Origin of the sequence: Xanthomonas sp. NCPPB 1754, from assembly GCF_041475725.2 — a bacterium.
GTDB classification, from domain to species: Bacteria; Pseudomonadota; Gammaproteobacteria; order Xanthomonadales; family Xanthomonadaceae; genus Xanthomonas; species Xanthomonas euvesicatoria.
In genome coordinates, this window is sequence record NZ_CM192982.1 from 4552017 (window position 1) to 4569484 (window position 17468).

General features: G+C 65.9%; 19 protein-coding genes. 15 read left to right on the top strand and 4 right to left on the bottom strand.

What is annotated here, in order from left to right:
- The first annotated feature begins 26 nt into the window (after nucleotides 1-26).
- The 6 genes from ACCQ15_RS19605 (at nucleotide 27) to ACCQ15_RS19630 (ending at nucleotide 5101) form a co-directional block, all read left to right on the top strand.
- Nucleotides 27-620, top strand: coding sequence for a DUF4142 domain-containing protein (locus ACCQ15_RS19605; protein ID WP_011348885.1), 594 nt, complete (start codon nucleotides 27-29; stop codon nucleotides 618-620).
- A gap of 206 nt (nucleotides 621-826) precedes the next feature.
- A complete protein-coding gene (locus ACCQ15_RS19610; RefSeq protein ID WP_057681257.1) occupies nucleotides 827-1714 on the top strand; it encodes a TIGR01777 family oxidoreductase in 888 nt (295 codons plus the stop codon).
- 146 nt (nucleotides 1715-1860) lie between these two features.
- A complete protein-coding gene (locus ACCQ15_RS19615; protein WP_008574802.1) occupies nucleotides 1861-2526 on the top strand; it encodes a response regulator transcription factor in 666 nt (221 codons plus the stop codon).
- The gene (locus ACCQ15_RS19620; protein ID WP_184421577.1) at nucleotides 2523-3707 is read left to right on the top strand and encodes an ATP-binding protein; all 1185 of its coding nucleotides are present in this window, start codon (nucleotides 2523-2525) and stop codon (nucleotides 3705-3707) included. Before ACCQ15_RS19615 ends, ACCQ15_RS19620 begins: the two co-directional genes overlap by 4 nt.
- Nucleotides 3708-4083: 376 nt before the next feature.
- Nucleotides 4084-4374, top strand: a complete 291-nt coding sequence (locus tag ACCQ15_RS19625; protein ID WP_372356710.1) for a hypothetical protein — start codon at nucleotides 4084-4086, stop codon at nucleotides 4372-4374.
- 64 nt (nucleotides 4375-4438) lie between these two features.
- A complete protein-coding gene (locus ACCQ15_RS19630; RefSeq protein ID WP_372380961.1) occupies nucleotides 4439-5101 on the top strand; it encodes a DUF3313 domain-containing protein in 663 nt (220 codons plus the stop codon).
- A gap of 278 nt (nucleotides 5102-5379) precedes the next feature.
- Here the strand turns inward: ACCQ15_RS19630 and ACCQ15_RS19635 are convergent, their stop codons facing one another.
- Nucleotides 5380-6231 carry a hypothetical protein gene (locus ACCQ15_RS19635; RefSeq protein WP_029820622.1) on the bottom strand — a complete coding sequence of 284 codons (852 nt, stop codon included), beginning with the start codon at nucleotides 6229-6231 and terminating at the stop codon, nucleotides 5380-5382.
- 243 nt (nucleotides 6232-6474) lie between these two features.
- Between ACCQ15_RS19635 and ACCQ15_RS19640 the strand changes: the two genes are divergently transcribed.
- The 7 genes from ACCQ15_RS19640 (at nucleotide 6475) to ACCQ15_RS19670 (ending at nucleotide 13220) form a co-directional block, all read left to right on the top strand.
- Nucleotides 6475-7911, top strand: a complete 1437-nt coding sequence (locus ACCQ15_RS19640) for a Do family serine endopeptidase (protein WP_005914355.1) — start codon at nucleotides 6475-6477, stop codon at nucleotides 7909-7911.
- Between the two features lie 116 nt (nucleotides 7912-8027).
- Nucleotides 8028-8390, top strand: coding sequence for a hypothetical protein (locus ACCQ15_RS19645; protein ID WP_008574792.1), 363 nt, complete (start codon nucleotides 8028-8030; stop codon nucleotides 8388-8390).
- 3 nt (nucleotides 8391-8393) lie between these two features.
- A complete protein-coding gene (locus tag ACCQ15_RS19650) occupies nucleotides 8394-8879 on the top strand; it encodes a phage holin family protein (RefSeq protein WP_029820623.1) in 486 nt (161 codons plus the stop codon).
- Entirely contained in the window at nucleotides 8876-9259 is a 384-nt protein-coding gene (locus ACCQ15_RS19655) for a hypothetical protein (RefSeq protein WP_011348892.1), read from the top strand. The genes ACCQ15_RS19650 and ACCQ15_RS19655 overlap by 4 nt, the downstream gene beginning before the upstream one ends.
- Before the next feature lie 604 nt (nucleotides 9260-9863).
- The gene (locus ACCQ15_RS19660; RefSeq protein WP_029820624.1) at nucleotides 9864-10970 is read left to right on the top strand and encodes an AI-2E family transporter; all 1107 of its coding nucleotides are present in this window, start codon (nucleotides 9864-9866) and stop codon (nucleotides 10968-10970) included.
- A 100-nt stretch (nucleotides 10971-11070) separates the two neighbouring features.
- Entirely contained in the window at nucleotides 11071-11808 is a 738-nt protein-coding gene (locus tag ACCQ15_RS19665; RefSeq protein WP_008574788.1) for an HAD family hydrolase, read from the top strand.
- Nucleotides 11809-11849: 41 nt separating this feature from the next.
- Complete coding sequence (locus tag ACCQ15_RS19670; RefSeq protein ID WP_372380962.1) at nucleotides 11850-13220, top strand: leucyl aminopeptidase family protein; 1371 nt, start codon at nucleotides 11850-11852, stop codon at nucleotides 13218-13220.
- A gap of 55 nt (nucleotides 13221-13275) precedes the next feature.
- Here the strand turns inward: ACCQ15_RS19670 and ACCQ15_RS19675 are convergent, their stop codons facing one another.
- Nucleotides 13276-14028: an anti-sigma factor family protein gene (locus tag ACCQ15_RS19675; RefSeq protein ID WP_372380963.1), complete on the bottom strand. Its 753-nt coding sequence runs from the start codon at nucleotides 14026-14028 to the stop codon at nucleotides 13276-13278.
- Nucleotides 14025-14540, bottom strand: a complete 516-nt coding sequence (locus ACCQ15_RS19680) for an RNA polymerase sigma factor (protein ID WP_008574784.1) — start codon at nucleotides 14538-14540, stop codon at nucleotides 14025-14027. Before ACCQ15_RS19680 ends, ACCQ15_RS19675 begins: the two co-directional genes overlap by 4 nt.
- Before the next feature lie 160 nt (nucleotides 14541-14700).
- Between ACCQ15_RS19680 and ACCQ15_RS19685 the strand changes: the two genes are divergently transcribed.
- Complete coding sequence (locus tag ACCQ15_RS19685; protein ID WP_011348897.1) at nucleotides 14701-15792, top strand: catalase family peroxidase; 1092 nt, start codon at nucleotides 14701-14703, stop codon at nucleotides 15790-15792.
- Complete coding sequence (locus ACCQ15_RS19690; RefSeq protein ID WP_218490398.1) at nucleotides 15789-16331, top strand: cytochrome b; 543 nt, start codon at nucleotides 15789-15791, stop codon at nucleotides 16329-16331. The genes ACCQ15_RS19685 and ACCQ15_RS19690 overlap by 4 nt, the downstream gene beginning before the upstream one ends.
- Before the next feature lie 224 nt (nucleotides 16332-16555).
- Here ACCQ15_RS19690 and ACCQ15_RS19695 read toward each other — a convergent pair whose 3' ends face one another.
- Nucleotides 16556-17344, bottom strand: coding sequence for a ThuA domain-containing protein (locus ACCQ15_RS19695; protein ID WP_008574780.1), 789 nt, complete (start codon nucleotides 17342-17344; stop codon nucleotides 16556-16558).
- Between the last annotated feature and the right edge of the window lie 124 nt (nucleotides 17345-17468).

A 17468-nucleotide genomic window follows, 5' to 3' on the forward strand; every position in this document is an offset into this window, starting at 1 on the left:
CAATTGCCGATCATTCCAGGATCTTCATGAAAGTCACGCTTCTCACCGCTTCGCTGTTGGCCATGCTCTCTCTGACTGCCTGCGACCGCCCCGGCGGCGATGCTTCGCGCACCGCGCCAGCGGTGTCGCCCGAGCCGACGGCTGCGCCCGTCAGCGGAAGCGGCGCGACCGAGCTGGCCAAGGGCGATGGCGCGGTGCTGGGCGTGCTGGCTGCGATCGACGACAACGAGATCGCACTCGCCAAGCAGGCCATCGAACAGGATCTGGGCGGTGCCACCGGCGAGTTCGCGCAGCAGATGCTGCACGACCACGAGGCCAACCTTGAAAAGACCAAGTCGCTTGGCGCAACCGAGAGCCCGCGCGCGCAGGCCATACGTGCCAAGGGCAAGGCGGCAGTGGAAGCGCTGTCCAAGACGCTGACCCTGCCTGACGGCAAGGATGCCTACCGCAATGCATTCATGCGCAACATGGTCATCGACCATGGCGACACCATCAAGATCATCGATTCGGAACTGCTGCCCGCCGCCGAAAGCGCGCCGGTCAAGCAACATCTGGAAGAAACGCGTCGCGTGGTCTCGGCGCATTTCGAACGCGCCCACGCGGTGTCTTCGTCCAAGTAAGCAGCCGATCGAGCGCTCGCCCTGCAAACGCGCCGGCCAGTCCGGCGCGTTTGCGTTGGGTGGACAGCACATGCGGCTGTCGTCGAGGTCGTTGGGCCACGCCGCAGGCTGACCCTGCAGCGCACGGCCGCATGCGCGCGCTAGCTTCACCTCGCTTGGCGTGATCCTGGCCTATCGTGCCGCATCGATTCGGCCAGGAGCCCTCCATGCATCTGCTCATCACCGGCGGCACCGGCTTCATTGGCCAGGCCCTGTGCCCGGCATTGCTGCAGGCCGGCCATCAGGTCAGCGTGCTGACCCGCGACCCGCACCGCGCCAAGCGCATCCTGCCCGGCACGGCCGCCGTGCATACGCTGGATGGAGTGCAGGCCGATGCGGTCATCAACCTGGCTGGCGAGCCGCTGGCCGCCGGCCGCTGGACCGATGCCCGCAAGCAGCGCTTCCGCCAATCGCGCCTGGGCATCACGCGCCAATTGCATGACTGGATTGCGCAGCAGCCGGCCGCACAACGCCCCTCGGTGCTGATTTCCGGCTCGGCCGTGGGCTACTACGGCGAACGTGGCGATACGGCGTTGACCGAGGCCGAGCCCGCCGGCGATGACTTCTCTGCCGTGCTGTGCCGCGACTGGGAAGCCGAAGCCAACACCATCGCCGCACTCGGCCCGCGGGTGAGCTGGGTGCGCACCGGGATCGTGCTGGATCGCGATGGCGGCGCACTGGCCCGCATGCTGCCGGCATTTCGATTCGGCGGCGGTGGGCCGTTCGGCGATGGCCGGCACTGGATGAGCTGGATCCACCGCGCCGATATGGCTGCGCTCCTGCTGTGGCTGCTGCAGCACGGCCAACCCGGCGCCTACAACGCCACCGCGCCCAATCCGGTGACCAATGCCGACTTCGCGCGCACGCTGGCGAAGGTGCTGCACCGCCCTGCCCTGCTGGCGCTGCCGGCCGGCGTGCTGCGGCTGGGCTTCGGCGAGATGGCCGACCTGCTGCTGATCAGCCAGCGCGTGCTGCCGCAACGCGCGCTCGATGCCGGCTTCCGCTTCCAGTACCTGCACCTGGACGCTGCGCTGCGCGCCATTCTGCAGCGCTGAGCGGCGGCCAGGGCCTGACCAGACGGGATCGAACGGCATGCATGGCCTGGCCTGCATGCGGTTTGGCCATGCCCTAATATTTGCCCAAACTTCATCACCGACAGTGCTGCGGATCTCGGACTGGCCCTGCGCACGGCAGAACACCTATGCATCTGCTCCTCGTCGAAGACGACACCATGCTGGCCAGCGCCATCTGCGAGGGTGTGCGTCAGCAGTCATGGACCATCGATCATGTCGGTCATGCCAATGCCGCCAAGACGGTGCTGGTGGACCACCGCTACAGTGCGGTATTGCTGGATATCGGCCTGCCGGGCGAGTCCGGGCTGAGCGTGATCCGTTTCATGCGCAGCCACTACGATGCCACCCCGGTGATCGCGCTGACCGCGCGTGGCCAGCTCACCGACCGCATCCGCGGCCTGGATGCCGGCGCCGACGATTATCTAGTCAAGCCGTTTCAGTTCGACGAGCTGATGGCACGGCTGCGCGCGGTCACCCGGCGCAGCCAGGGCCGCGTGGTGCCCCTGCTCAGCCACGGCGACGTCTGCATGGATCCGGGCAGCCGCAAGGTCACCAAGGACGGTAAATGGGTGGCGCTGAGCGCACACGAATATCGCCTGCTGCTGGCGTTGATGGAACGTGCCGGACGCGTGGTCACCAAGGATCAGCTGGAAGAAGGCGTCTATGGCGGCCCGTCCGAAGGCGGCAGCAACATGATCGCGGTGTATGTGCACCAGTTGCGGCGCAAGCTGGGCGATGCGCTGATCTCCACCGTCTACGGCCAGGGCTACATGGTCGGAAAGACCCCGGAATGAAGTCGCTGCAGGCACGCATGCTGGCGGCGCTGGCCGCGATCGTTCTGCTGAGCTGGTCCACCTCTCTATGGATCCTGGTCGCACTGGTCACCCAGGGTCATCACAGCGTGTTCGAGCAGGAACTCAACCTTCTCGGCGATCGACTGATCGCCACCTTGCCCGACGCGCTCCAGCACCGCTTCGATACGCAGACAGAGACGCCCGGCGCGGCAGCCACGTCGACCCCGATCGGCAACCCATCCTCGCGCATGAGCGTCAAGCAGACCCTGATTGCCGTGGTGCTCAACACCGTGCAATTGGGCATCCTGGGGCTATTGATGTGGTGGGCCGTGCGGACCTCGCTGGGGCCGCTACGCGCCCTGTCCGGCGCCATCGCGCAACGTACCGGCCTGGATACCGAGCCGGTGCCGCTGGCACAGGCGCCCGACGAAGTCCGCCCGTTGATCGCCTCGTTCAACACCTTGCTGGCGCGGGTGGAACAAGCCGTCCAGGCCGAGCGCGATTTCGTCGCCGATGCCGCGCACGAACTGCGCACCCCGCTCTCGGCACTGCATGCCTACGCCGAGGTCGCATTGCGCGCGTCCACACCGGAGGCCAAGGACGCCGCGCTGGGCCAACTGCTGGAAACCGCGCGGCGCAGCAACCGGCTGGCCGAACAATTGCTGGATCTGGCGCGACTGGATGCCGGCATCAGTTCAGCCGCCTATCATCAAGTCGAAATGGGCGAGCTGATCTCGCATGTGCTGGACGAATTCAGCGTGCAGGCCGACGCACGCCAGCTGCAGTTACAGGTTGAGGCATCGCCCTGCCTGCTGCGTTGCGATGTGGATGCAGTGGGCATTCTGATCCGCAACCTGGTCGACAACGCCATCCGCTATGGCCGCCTGCATGGCAAGGTGGAAGTGAGCTGCGGCTATTGTGTGCGCGCTGACGTACTGCACCCGTTCCTGCAGGTCAGCGATGACGGCCCCGGCGTGCCCGAAAGCGCGCAGGCTTCTATTTTCGAGCGGTTTTATCGCGTGCCCGGCAGCGCGGTACAGGGCAGTGGCATCGGATTGTCGCTGGTCGCCGGCATTGCGCGCCTGCACGGAGCAACGATCGAAGCCGGCGACGGCAACGATGGACGCGGCCTCTGCGTGCGCGTGGTGTTTGCCGGCAACCGCCCTGCCGGCGCGGCCTGAAGCCGCCTGCGCTGCAGCGCGAGAGCACTACGATATGCGGCCAACCAAACGACGGCGCAACCACAGGCTGGCGCGGCGAGTGCGCGGTGCGCGATGGACCAGCAGGGGTACGTGAAATGCGCGACTGCGCACGCACACACCCAGCGCCCAGCGCGCAGCGCGAGACGGCCCATCTGACGCGTACATCGCGGCTCCCGAGCGCCGTCCACACCACCTGCTCGCTACATTTTGGTGGTCGCTCTAATGCCGACACCATTGCGTGCTGCAAAGAAATTTCACGCCTTCGCCAAGCGGTGCAGTCGTCGCGTTGATCCAATAAGTTCCCAAAATCGCTTGCCTACAGTGCACTCACCGCACGCATCAAGGATGCCTGGTGATGCCTCATTCGATCCGTTTCACCCAGCACCTCCCCACCGCGCCATCGCTGCCGGTCGGGCAGTGCGCTGCCAATGACCCCGTCGCTGCGCATCCGCTGCCACTGCCTCTCGAGCCGGAATTTCGCTGCGGCTCTGCCGGCACGCGCAACCGCGACATCTGGTGCGCGTTGCCGGATATCCGCAGCGCGCGCGCTGCCCGCCGCCTGCAGCACCTGGCCAGGCGCGGCGTGTTGTTCACTGCCGCAACGGCCGTTCTGGCCTTGGCCGCTGCCAGCGTTCTACTGCACTGAACATCAGGTCACGCCAGCGCGCTGGAACTGCGCCCACTCGCCTTCTTCCACCAGGTAGTTCTCCATGTCGACTTCTTGCTTCGTTGGATACTGCGCACTCGCCGTCGTCAGCGTCAGCCTGATCGGCTGCGCCAGCACCCGCCCCACGCCCTATCGCCAACTGCCATCTTCGAGCTACCTGCGCCCGCACGATGGCAGCCGCGGCGGCCGCATGCCGTACGCGTATCACGGCCAGGTCGATTGGTCGCGGTATCGCACCGCATTGGTCGAGCCGGTGCGCATTTACCGCGGCGCGGACGCGCAATTCGAAGGGGTACCCGAGCAGGACAAACGCATGCTCGCCGATCTCATGCAACGCGAGTTCGGCGACGCGATTGGCCAGCGCTGGCAGCCCACCACCGCCATCGGGCCCGACACCTTGCGTGTGCGGCTCACCTTGACCGGCGCCAAACCCAGCAAGCGGGTGCTCGGCACCTTCATGAAGGTCGATATCGGTGGCGGTGCCTACAATGCCGTGCAGGCCGCGCGTGGCAAGGAGGGCGCATTCTCCGGTTCGGTCAGCTATGCGGTGGAAATCTTCGACGCGTCAAGCGATCGCTTGCTGGCGGCCTATGTCGAAAAGCAGTACCCCAATGCAATGAACATCAAGGCCAGCCTTGGTGCTTATGACGCGGCCAAGGCAGGGATCGGCCTGGATGCGCAACAGTTGGTCGATGGCATGCGCTAGGCCCTGCTCCTTTTATTGCATGCGTGATGCCTGTACGTATCGAAGTGCGCGCACGCGATACGTTCGGGCAATCCTCCCGCGCAGTGCAGGGTCATCAGCGTGTTGGCTGCAGACGGGGAGCGCTGGCCAAAGCCGCTGCAGCAAAAACGCCGACGCTATGGAACAGCGCCGGCGTCTTCACCATTGCACAGGTTCGGTGACACCTATCGCGTGCGTTGCACGCCTTCCACGCTACCTGGCGACCCGCACATCGCACCCTGCGCCGCAGCGTGACAACCTCAGCGCGTGACGCGCTTTGCCGCTTTCTTGCCCACTGCCTTGCGCGCGGCGGTGGTCTTTGCCACGGCACGCGTGGCCGGGGTCTTGGTCACCTTGGCGGCTTTCTTCAACGCGGTCTTGGTCGCGGCCTTCTTGAGCGGGGCCTTCTTCACTGCGGCCTGCCTGGTCGCGGTTTGCTTGGCCACCGGCGCCTTCTTCGCTGCAGGCTTGAGCAACGTCTTCGTCGCTGCCGCCGGCTTGGCCACTGCCTTCTTCGCTGCCTTCTTCGCCGCCGTGCGTGCGTTCACCGTTGCGACGGCGGTCTTGCGTGCGGCGCTCTTGGCAGCCGTCTTGGCACTCAATGCGGCCGCTTCGGCCTTGGCATTGGCCTTGGCGGTTTCCAGCTTGCGCCTGGTAGTGGCCTTGGTGTCGGTAATCTTCTTCCTGGCCGCGGCACTGGTGCTGCTCAACTTCTGCTTGGCGGCCTGCGTGGTCGAGGTCAACGTTTGCTTGGCCGCGTCCTTGGTGGCGGCGAGCTTCTGCTTGGCGGCTTCCCTGGTGGCGACCAGCTTGTCCTTGGCAGCGTCCTTGGTGGCCGCCAGCGAGCGTTTGGTCTTGGCCACGCTGCGTTTCACTGCGGTGGCCGCAGTGCCGGCGTTCTTGGCCACGTTCTTTTCGACCTTGACCACCGCCTTGCGCGCTTTGGCCACCTGCGTCTTGACCTCTTCCACCGCCGTGCCTGCGACCTCCTGCACGCTGGCGACCGCCTCGCTGGCGGTGCTGGCGATGGTCTCGGTCAATTCGGTGGCGGTGCTTTTTACGCTATCGACGGCGTCGGACAGGGTTGCCGTTACGCCATTGCCGTTGCTCATAGACCCTCCTTAAGGGCGTCAGTGCGGGAAACTCAGGCGATGCGCGACCGCACGCAACATGCTGAACAGGCATCGGATCAAGCGGACGCTACGCCCGGCCCGTCGGGCTGTCAACGCAATCAGGGCAAGGGATGTGCGGCACTTTCACCGGCAGTTAAATTGCGCGCAGGCACTCTCGTTCAGCTTGATTTACGCAGTCAAACGCCCTATTCCTCATCCACCGCGTAACCCGGAATCCGTTCCATGCGACCGCTGCCTACCCTGCTGACTCTTTCGCTGGCTGCTGCCTTCGGCGGATTTGCCGCCACCGGCATCAACGCCTGGCTGGACAATCGCGCCGAAGCCACGCCCCCCAGCAATGCCGCCTTTACCCTGCCGACGGCCGCCGCATTGCCGGCTGCGGTGGCCGGCCAGCCAGTGCCATCGCTGGCGCCGATGCTGCAGCAGGCCATGCCCGCGGTGGTGAGCGTGAACACCAAACAGGTGGTGCGCGTCCGCAATCCGTTCTTCAATGACCCGATCCTGCGCCGGCTGTTTCCGCAGGTGCCGCAGGACCGCATCAACGAATCGCTGGGTTCGGGCGTGATCATCGATGCGCAAAAAGGGTACGTACTGACCAATCACCACGTCATCGAAAACGCCGACGACGTGCAGGTGACGCTCGGCGACGGACGCACGGTCAAGGCCGAGTTCATCGGCTCCGATGCCGATACCGATATTGCGCTGATCCGCATCAAGGCCGACAACCTCACCGATATCAAACTGGCCGACAGCAACGCGCTACGCGTGGGCGATTTCGTGGTGGCCATCGGCAACCCGTTCGGCTTCACCCAGACCGTCACCTCCGGCATCGTCTCGGCGGTAGGGCGTAGCGGAATTCGCGGCTTGGGCTATCAGAACTTCATCCAGACCGACGCCTCGATCAACCCCGGCAACTCGGGCGGCGCGCTGGTCAACCTGCAAGGCCAGTTGGTGGGCATCAATACCGCCAGCTTCAATCCACAGGGCAGCATGGCCGGCAATATCGGCCTTGGGCTGGCGATTCCGTCCAACCTGGCGCGCAATGTCGTCGAGCAATTGGTGACCAAGGGCGTGGTGGTGCGCGGCACGCTCGGCCTGGAAACCCAGAACCTCACCCAGCAGATGTTGCAGGGCCTTGGCGTGGATTCATTGCGCGGCGCCTTGGTGACACGGGTGTTGCCGGGCTCCGCAGCGGCGGCGGCAGGCGTGCAACCGGGCGATGTCGTGGTAGCGGCCAACGACCAGCGCGTGGACAGCGCCGAGGCGCTCCACAATTACGAAGGCCTGCAGGCGGTTGGCAGTGCGGTGACCCTGGACATCCGTCGCGATGGCAAGCCGCTCAAGCTCAAGGCCACGCTGAAAGAGCAGGACCGCGCCGTCACCGGCGACATGCTGGACCCGCGCCTGACCGGCGCGACCTTCGTCGATCTCCCCGAATCGCTGCGTCAGTCAGGCATCACCGGGGTGATGGTGAGCGAGGTCAAACGCGGCGGTCGCGCTGCCGCCAACGGCCTGGTCGCTGGCGATGTGATCGTGGCCAGCAGCGTGGGCGAGTTCGCCGACCTTGCCAGCTGGCGGGCCAATTTCCAGCGTAAACCGCAGCAGCTTGTCGTGCGCATCCTGCGTGGCAACGCGCAGTACGACGCGCTGATGCGTTGACGCGATGTGTACCGGGCGTTGCTTCCACTAACGCCTCCTACACCCCCCCGATGCTATTGCTACCGCTCGACCGCACGTGAGTGGCGGCTGCCATCAATGACCGAAGGAGATATCGCATGAGCCCCACCAATACCGATCAGCTGAAGGAAAACCTGAGCGAAGCCGGCACCCACCTGAAGTCGGCAGCGAGCGCCGCTGGCGAAGCGGTCAGGGGCGCCACCAGCGCCGCTGGCGATGAGCTCAAGCTCGGTCGCGCCAACGTCAAGGCCGAGCTGTCCGACACCGCGCTGGCCGGCATGGCCGCTGCCGAGTTCGGCGGTGCCGCTGCCAAGGAGCAGATGGATGTCCTGGTTGCCAAGGGCAACGATCTGCTGGAAAGCGCCACCGATCTGATTCGCGAGCGTCCGCTGGCTGCCTTCGGCGTTGCCTTCGCCGCTGGCTGGGTCATCGCCAAGCTGGCACGCAGCAACGACAACTAAGTCGTGAGCGATCAGGCCTCTCCCGCTGCCGGAACCGACGCGCCAGACGCAAGCGCGCAGACGCCAGGACTGGACGAAAGCGTACGTGCGGTCGGCGCAGCCGGCCGTGCAACGCTGGGCTCGGCCAAGGACACCAGCCGCGCCTTGCGCCGGCTGGTGTCGGCCGATCTGCAACTGGCACGCAGCGCATTCGGGCGTGGCCTGGCCTGGGCCTGCGTGGCCGTGGTGTTCGGCGCCTCGTCGTGGTTGCTGCTGGCCGGTGCCATCATCGCCCTGCTGCAACGTGCCGGGTTGTCGTGGTTCCAGGCGATGTTTTTCACTGCGTTGGCGAGTCTGTTGGTGACCGGCATCGCGGCATGGCGCGTGTTTTTCTACTTCGACCACACCGGCATGAATGCAACGCGCCGTCAGCTCATCAAACTGGGAATTTTCGACGACCCGAGCAAGGACGATGACGCGGCAACCTCTGCCAGTGGAGCACGCCCATGAAGTTTGGAACCTTGCGTCAACGCGTCGAACGCGCCGAGTTTCTGGTCGAAGGACGCGCGCAAGAAACGCGTCTGCACTGGAGCGAACTCCGCCAGACCTGGCGTGCCGGGTGGTCGCCACTGCGGATCGTGACGGTGGGCTTCGGGCTCGGCTTTGTCACCGGCCGCAACGAACCGCAGGCGGCATTGGGCAGCATCGCCAGCAAGCTTGGCGGTATTCCCAAGCTTCTGCAGATGATCAGTACCATCTCTGCGCTGTTCACTGCGCACCGTGCGCAGGAAGCTTCCGAGCAGGCCGAACGTGCGGCAGACAATGCCGAGGAAGTTGCAGCCGACCCGCCGGTGACCGTGGTGCAGGTCCCTGCAGATCGCGCCGCCTGAGCGCGGACGGTATTCACGGCGGCTAGCGCTTTGCCAGGCCGCCGTCGACAGCAGCGGATTGCCTGTGCAAGGCATCGACATACCAGTGCCCAGTGCCGCTTTGAAGAGGTCCGACCGCCGCGTGGCCATGTCTGGTCCTGGCGCTGCGTTCTGATCCCGGCGCTGCATGCAGTCCGCGCGTGCCGCGCTGGGTGACTGCTTGAAAGACCGCTGCACGACGGGCCCGCAATGCTGGCATCCGCGTTGTCTATTTCCGCTGGATAACTGCTCGCTGCGAAGGCTGACGGATATCAGCGCTGAAATGCGGGAATCGTGCGACGAATGGTCCTTTCCTCGCCAAGAGCTCTGACGCCTGACGGCCAATTCCGCACGGCATGTGTGCTGCCGCAGTCAGCAGCATGCGGCAGGATCCTGCGGTCAATGGCAATCCCACATCGACAACCAACTCGGCGCCCCGCGACCTGCACAAGGGCGCTGCTGCCGAGTTCGCCACACAATCTTTCGCTAGCTGACATCCTGCCCACAGGCTCTGTGCGCGCCGTTGACGCATTGCGCCGATAATGGCGCACCGCTGGCAGCACGCCAGTCTGCTGCCAGGGCGCGCATGTCTCTTCCCGTCGACTCACCGGATGCCGTTACCGCGGCAGATTCGCTTCCGCCCGCACCGGCGCCCCGCCCGCGCGCGCCGGCCTCGCTGGTGGTGCTGGCCACGCTCGCCGTTGGTTACACCCTCTGGGCAGCGCAGACGATCATCCTGCCGATCATGCTGGCCGCGTTTTTCGCGCTGATCGGCAACCCCATCCTGCGGGGTCTGCGCAAGCTGTACATCCCGCGGTTTCTCGGCGCCTTGCTCATCCTGTGCCTAGGCCTGGCCGGCACCGTCACGTTGGCCACGCAATTGGCCGGCCCTGCCGCCGAATGGGTGCAACAGGCACCACGGCAGATGCGCCAGATTGCGCGCGATGTGCGCGATCTCACCAAGCCGGTGATGCAAGCCAACCAGGCAGCGGAAAACTTTGCACGCGCGGCCGGTGGCGAAGGCCAGCGCGGCGTGCAGATCGTTCGCACGCAGATGGACGACCCTTACAAGGCGCTGGTCCGCACGCCCAAGCTGGCGGCTTCGGTGCTGGCGGTGGTGCTGCTGACGTTCTTCTTCATGGTGTATGGCGAAAGCCTGCAACGGCATGCGATCGCCTTGCTACCGAACCGGCAGCAGCAACGGTTCACCACCGAGATCATGCTGGACATCGAGCGCGAGGTCTCGCGCTACGTGCTCACCATCAGCGTGATCAACACCCTGGTCGGGCTGGTATTTGCCGGCATTTTGTCTGTGCTGCAGATTCCGCTGCCCGAAGCGATCCTGTGGGGAACGGTGGTCGCATTGCTGAATTTCGCACCGTATGTCGGCCCGTTGATCGGCGTGATGCTGATGCTGCTGATGGGTTTTGTGGAATTTCGCACCACCTTGTCCTCGCTGCTGCCGGCGATCCTGTACCTGGCCCTGCACACGATCGAAGGCCAGGTGGTGACGCCGATCGTGCTGGGCCGACGCATGGCGATCTCGCCGCTGATGCTGATCCTGGCGCTGATGCTGTTCGGCTGGCTGTGGGGCATGGTCGGCCTGCTGCTGGCGGTGCCGTTGCTGGTCTGCATCAAGATGGTGCTGAGCCGGGTGGACGGGATGCAGCGCTGGGCGCGGTTGCTTGAGTAGCCGCGAATGGGGAATCGGGAGTTGGGAATCGCAAGCGCAGAGGCGGTGCTCTGCCCATTCTCGATTCCCGACTCTCCATTCCCGGCATTACAATCGTGCGATGAGCTTCCACATCCGCGCCATCACCCTCGACCTCGACGATACGTTGTGGCCCTTTGCGCCGATCGGGGCGCGGATCGATCAGGTGCTGTACGACTGGATGCGCGAGCACAGCCCGGTGACTGCCGAGCGCTTTCCGGTGGAGGCGATGCGCCAGTTGCGTGAGCGCAGCTTTGCCGACAACCCGCACCTGCATCACGACCTCAGCGCGCTGCGCCGATTGACGTTGGAAATGGCGTTGCGCGAGAGCGGCGGCGATCTGGCGTTGCTGGAGCCGGCCTACGAGGTGTTCTATGCGGCGCGTAACCAGGTGGAATGCTACCCGGATGCGCTCGACGCGCTGGCGCGCATTGCCGCCCATGTGCCGGTGGCCGCGCTCAGCAACGGCAATGCCGATTTGCAGCGCATCGGGCTGATGCACCACTTTGCGTTTCAACTGGGCTCGCGCGAACACGGCAGCGCAAAACCCGACCCGAGCATCTTCCTGGCCGCCTGTGCCCGGCTCGAGGTGCCGCCTTCGGAAGTGCTGCATGTGGGTGACCACGTGCGCATGGACGTGCTGGGCGCGCTGGATGCCGGCCTGCGCGCCTGCTGGATCAATCGCGAGGGCGCGGTGTGGTCGCATCCCACCCAGCAGCCGGATCTGGAATTCGACAGCATGACCGGGCTGGCCGATTGGCTGGACGCGCAGCAGCCGCATCCAGGCCCGATGAACGCCGGCATCACCCTTCCCGCCTGAGCCACTCTGCGCGGCGCACGGCGCTGCACTCGAGGATTTCCATGTCGCACCTCACCGGTTTCACCGATCCCCATGCCGCAGCCTTGCCGCTGTATGTGCTCGACCGCGAGAACTTTACGCGCTGGTGCGCGGAGCAGCCCACCGGTGTGCTGTCGTGGGCGCAGGCACAGCGTTTCGATGCCGCGCCGGGCAGCGTGCTGTTGTTGCCGGGCGACAACGGGCTGGCCGGTGCGGTCCTGGGGATCGGTGACCGGGCCGATGCCTACGCCTACGCGCATGCGCCGATGGCCCTACCGCCGGCCAGCCGCTGGACGCTGGCCAACCCGCTGAGCGATGCCGAGCAGGCATTGCTGCATCTGGGCTGGGGATTGGGCGCTTATCGCTTTTCACGTTATCGCAAGGTGCCGCGCGCGCCGGCCGAACTGGCTGCAACGCCCTCGGCACAGACGCATGCACTGATCGAGGCGTGCCTGCGCGTGCGCGACTGGGTCAACGCGCCCACCGAAGACATGGGCCCGCAGCATCTGGAAGAGGCCACACGCACGCTGGGACAGGCGCATGGCGCACAAGTCGATGCGATCGTCGGCGACGCGTTGCTGGCGCAGAACTTCCCCACCATCCATGCCGTGGGGCGCGCCTCGCATCGCGCGCCGCGACTGATCCAGTTGCAGTGGGGTGACACGGCGCATCCGCATCTGGTGCTGGTCGGCAAAGGTGTGTGCTTTGACACCGGCGGGCTGGATCTGAAGCCGGCCGATGGCATGCGCAACATGAAAAAGGACATGGGCGGCGCGGCGCATGCGTTGGCGCTGGCCGGTCTGGTAATGGCGCAGCAGTTGCCGGTGCGGCTGACGCTGCTGATTGCGGCAGTGGAGAACGCGGTGGGCCCGGATGCATTCCGCCCTGGTGAAGTGATCACCACCCGCGCCGGCGTGACGGTGGAAGTGGACAACACCGATGCCGAAGGCCGCCTGGTGCTGTGCGATGCGCTGAGCTATGCCACCGAGCAGCACCCGGATCTGATCCTGGATTTCGCCACGCTTACCGGCGCGGCACGCATCGCGCTGGGCCCGGACCTGCCGGCGCTCTTTGCCAACGACGATGCGCTGGCGCAGGCCTGGATCAGTGCCGGAGAACAGACCCGCGACCCGGTGTGGCGCATGCCGCTATGGCGCCCATACCTGCGTTATCTCAACAGCCATGTAGCCGACATGGCCAACGCCGGCTCGCGCATGGCCGGCGCCGTCACCGCCGCGCTGTATCTGGAACGCTTCGTGGCACCCGGCCGGCCGTGGGCGCATCTGGACGTCTACGCCTGGAATGACAGCGACCGCCCCGGCCGCCCCGCCGGCGGCGAAGCGCTGGCACTGCGCTCGGCGTTCGCCATGCTGCAACAACGCTACGGCGGCTGAGCGCGGGCAGCGCTGCAATCAGGCTGAGGCCAGCACAACGCTTGCGCTGCGCTGGTCAGCCCTGGCGACGCAACAACGGCGCGATCGTGCGCATGCGTGTATGCGTCGCCGGGCCGACCAGCGCGAATGCGGTGTCGCCTTCGGCCCAGTACTGCGCCAACAGCCGGCCATCGCGGCGCTCGCCGGTCGGCATCGGGCCGCTGCGTGGACGCAGATACAGGCCAATGCGTGCGCCGTCGGCATCGCTGTAGACCAGCATCGCGGCCGCGCCTTCCAGTGTGGACAGCAATTGCCCACCGCGCAACGTATACCCCTGCGCACGCAGATCCGGCACCACGCCTACGCTGCCGAAATGCGTGCGCAACCACGGTTCCAACTCGGCACGGCGCTGCACGTCCAACCCAACGCCCCGATGCGCGTCGGCATCGGCGAACAGGCGGTAGGCGGCCACTGCATCGGCCATCGGCACGCGTTGGCTGGCGATCCGGCTCGCATGCAGCTGCCAGCCCAGCCCGGTACCCAGGCCAAGTGCCAGCACGCAACTGGCGGCCACGGCAAACGCGGCACGACGGCGCTGTTGCAGGCCACGGCGAATCGCCGCAGGCGTGAAGGCGACGGCGCCAGTCTCCGCCATCAGGCCGGCGTGTGCGGCACGCAGCGCTTCGGCATCGCGCTTCCAGCCCGCCACGCGCGCGGCCTGGGCGGGATGTGCCTGCAGCCAGGCTGCCACTGCTGCATGTTGCTCCGGCGTCAGGCGGCCATCGACGTAGGCGTGCAGCGCGTGTTCGTCGGGCGGTATGGTGGTCATTTCAGGATCCTCAATGCAGGTGCGTGATTCACCTGGCCTTCGTTCACGGCACGCAGGCGTTCGCGCGCACGCGACAGGCGCGACATCACGGTGCCGATCGGGATGCCGAGGGTATCGGCCACTTCGCGATAACTGAAACCGTCCACGCTGACCAAGAGCAACAACGCGCGTTGTTCGGCCGGCAATGATGCAAGGCTGGCCAGCATGGCACGGCCGTCGTGCACCTGCTCAGCGGACGCGGATTGGCTGGGCTGCTGCGGCGCGAACAGGCCCACGACCCGCTGCCAGCGCGCGGCACGCCGCTGCCCATCCAGAAACTGCCGGTACAGGATGGCGAACAGCCAGGGCTGCAGGGCTTCGGCGGTATGCCGGGTGTGCCACCGCCGCAGCGCGCGCTCCAGTGTGGCTTGCACCAGATCGTCGGCGCTGGCGGGCTCGCCGCTCAACGAGCGTGCGAAGCGGCGCAGCGCCGGCAGCACGGCGCGCAGTTGGTCATCGTCCAGAGCATCCATTGGCGCGCGTGGTGGTGGCATCACACGGTAGACGCACTGGAGCGTGGATTATTCCCGCGATCGGTGCGTGCCGCCGTCGTTGGTGGACGAGGGAATAACGCGGCTCGCATGTCGTCTCACTCGTATCAACCACTCACAGTATCGACCACCGGAGCCAGCCATGACGTTGCCACCTCCCTCGCCCCCGCGCGCGCGCCGCCCCGTGCTGCCATTGTTGGGGATTGCCGCCATTGCCGGCGGCGTTGCGCTTGCGTTTGCCTGGACGGCCGGCTGGATCGGTGGCGACCGGCTCACTGCCGCGCGCATGACCGACACCATCGAATCCAGCGGGCCGCCGCATCCGGGCTTTCGCCGCGCGCATACCAAAGGGGTGTGCGTGAGCGGGCAATTCCAGTCCAGCGGCAAGGCCACCTGGCTGTCGTCGGCACGCATCTTCAGCCAGCCCAGCACGCCGGTGCTGGGGCGCATGTCGATCGGCGGCGGCGACCCGCACGGGCCGGACGGGCAGGCGCGCGTACGCAGCATGGCGCTGCTGTTGCGCAGCGACGATGGGCAGGAATGGCGCACGGCGATGAACAGCTTCCCGTTCTTCGTGGTCGCCACGCCGGCCGGCTTTCAGGCGCTCAACGTGGCCTCCAAGCCAGACCCGGCCACCGGCAAGCCGGACCCCGAAAAACTGGCGGCGTTCGGCAAGCAGTATCCGGAAGCGGCCAAGTTCCAGCAGTGGGCCAAGACTGCGCCGTGGTCGGACAGCTGGGCCAATACGCAATACAACGGCGTCAATGCGTTCCGCGCGATTGCCGCCGACGGACGCGAACGCTACATCCGCTGGTCGATGCGCCCGCATACGCCATTCAAGGAACTGAGCGCCGCGCAACGCAAGCAGGCCGATGGCGATTTTCTCGCCACCGACCTGGACGCGCGGCTGGCGCACGGGCCGCTGCGTTGGGACATGGTGCTGACCATCGCCGAGCCCGGCGATGCGGTGGACGACCCGTCGCAACCGTGGCCGGAACGCCGCAAGCAGATCGTGGCCGGCACGCTCTCGATCGAGCGTGCGCAGCCGCAGGCCACCGGCCCGTGTCGCGATCTCAATTACGACCCGTTGATTTTGCCCAAGGGCCTTGCCGCATCGAATGACCCGATTCTGGCAGCGCGCTCGTCGGTGTATTCGCAATCGTTCAACCGCCGCGAGCGCGAGATCGCCAACGGCACGGGCAGCGCCGCCACCGGCCAGGGAGCACGCCAATGAGCCGCCGTACCCACTTCAATCTGCCAGCGCGCGTGCTGCACTGGCTGATGGCCGCGATGATCCTGACCATGCTGTTCGTCGGCGTGGGCATGGTGGCCTCGGTGACGCAGCGGCCGTGGTTGATCGATCTGCATCGCCCGCTGGGCATCGCGATTCTGATCCTGGCGGTGCTGCGCCTGATCAACCGCTTGCGCCATCGCCCGCCGCCGCTGCCGGCCGATCTGCCGGCATGGCAAAGGGCTGCCGCGATTGCCTCGCATTGGCTGCTGTATGCATTGATGCTGGGCATGCCGTTGATCGGCTGGGCGATGCTGTCGGCCGGCGCCTACCCGATCGTGCTGTGGCCAGGCGCGAACCTGCCGGCGATCGCACCGCACGATCCTGCACTGTATGCCTGGCTGCGCAGCGCGCATGGCTGGCTGGCGTATCTGTTATTTGCCACCGTGCTGGGGCATCTGAGCGCGGCGTTGTTTCACGCCTGGGTACGCCGCGACGGGGTGTTTGCCAGCATGGCGCGTGGAGAGCGGTCTGCGCGGTGATGGGGTCGCGGTTGATGGTGGGCTGACGCGGCTCGGCAGATGATCGGCACACAGTGGCAGCACGCAGTTCCTTCTCCCTGGGACATCGTCTGCCCTTCATGGGGAAGGAGGTGCCACGCAGGGGCGGACGAGGATGCGGGTGCAGCCGATTGAAGTAGGCCCACGCGGCTGGCCTCGCCCGTCGCCTTACCCACCCCTCTCCCGCCGGGAAGAGGGGCTGGTGCCTAACGCTGGCGTTTTGTTTTGGCCGCTGGCGCCGATGATTCGATGCCCTTGCCGGTGGCCGCCCAATAGATCCCACCGTACAAGTGTTCCAGATAGCGTGGGTCGTTGTAGGCTTCGGCCAGATGGCCCAGCGCAGTGGCGAACACGCGGCCACCTTCGAAGTGGTGGTACCACGCCACCGGGTGCTGTTGGCCCATGCCCTTGGCGACCTGCCCTGGCCAGATCAAGGTGGGGTCATAACTGCGTTCGTCGACGGTGAGTAGCGTGACCAAGTCGTCGCTGTAGGGCGGATCGTATTCGTACCATTCGTCGCTCCATACCCAGCGCTTGGGCAGGCCGGCAGTGGCCGGGAAATTGGCGTCGGCCACATCCACCATCGCCGTTTGCATGTACGGATGGGTGCGGAACGAGCGGCCGATCATGTGGTCGTACCACTCCCATTCACCGCGCTTGATCGCAAAGGCCTTGTGCACCGCGACCACGCCGCCGCCGTTACGCACGTATTTTTGGAAGTTGGCCCGCTGCGCTGGGTCGAGATCGGTGGCCGGCGTATTGAGCAACACGATGGCCGCGTATTGCGACAGGTCGCCATCGAACGCCTTGGCATTCCACGCCCACACCATCTGGACATAATGCTTGCGCGCCATCGCTTCGAATTGCGGCTTGGCCACGGGGATATAGTCGTGGTGATACTGGTTGGGAATGGCAGCCACCAATATCTTGAATTGCTCGGCGGACGCGTTGAAGGCGCATATCCACAGCAGGCCCGACAGCCACAGAGATTTCATGCATCGCTCGCCGTGTTTTTCGATGCTGTGCAGTGTACCTGGGTGCAAATCGCATGCCTTCGCACGCGTTTGGAATAGCTGCAGATTGGCGGATGAAGCAACCGATGCACCGTCGTCGATGGCG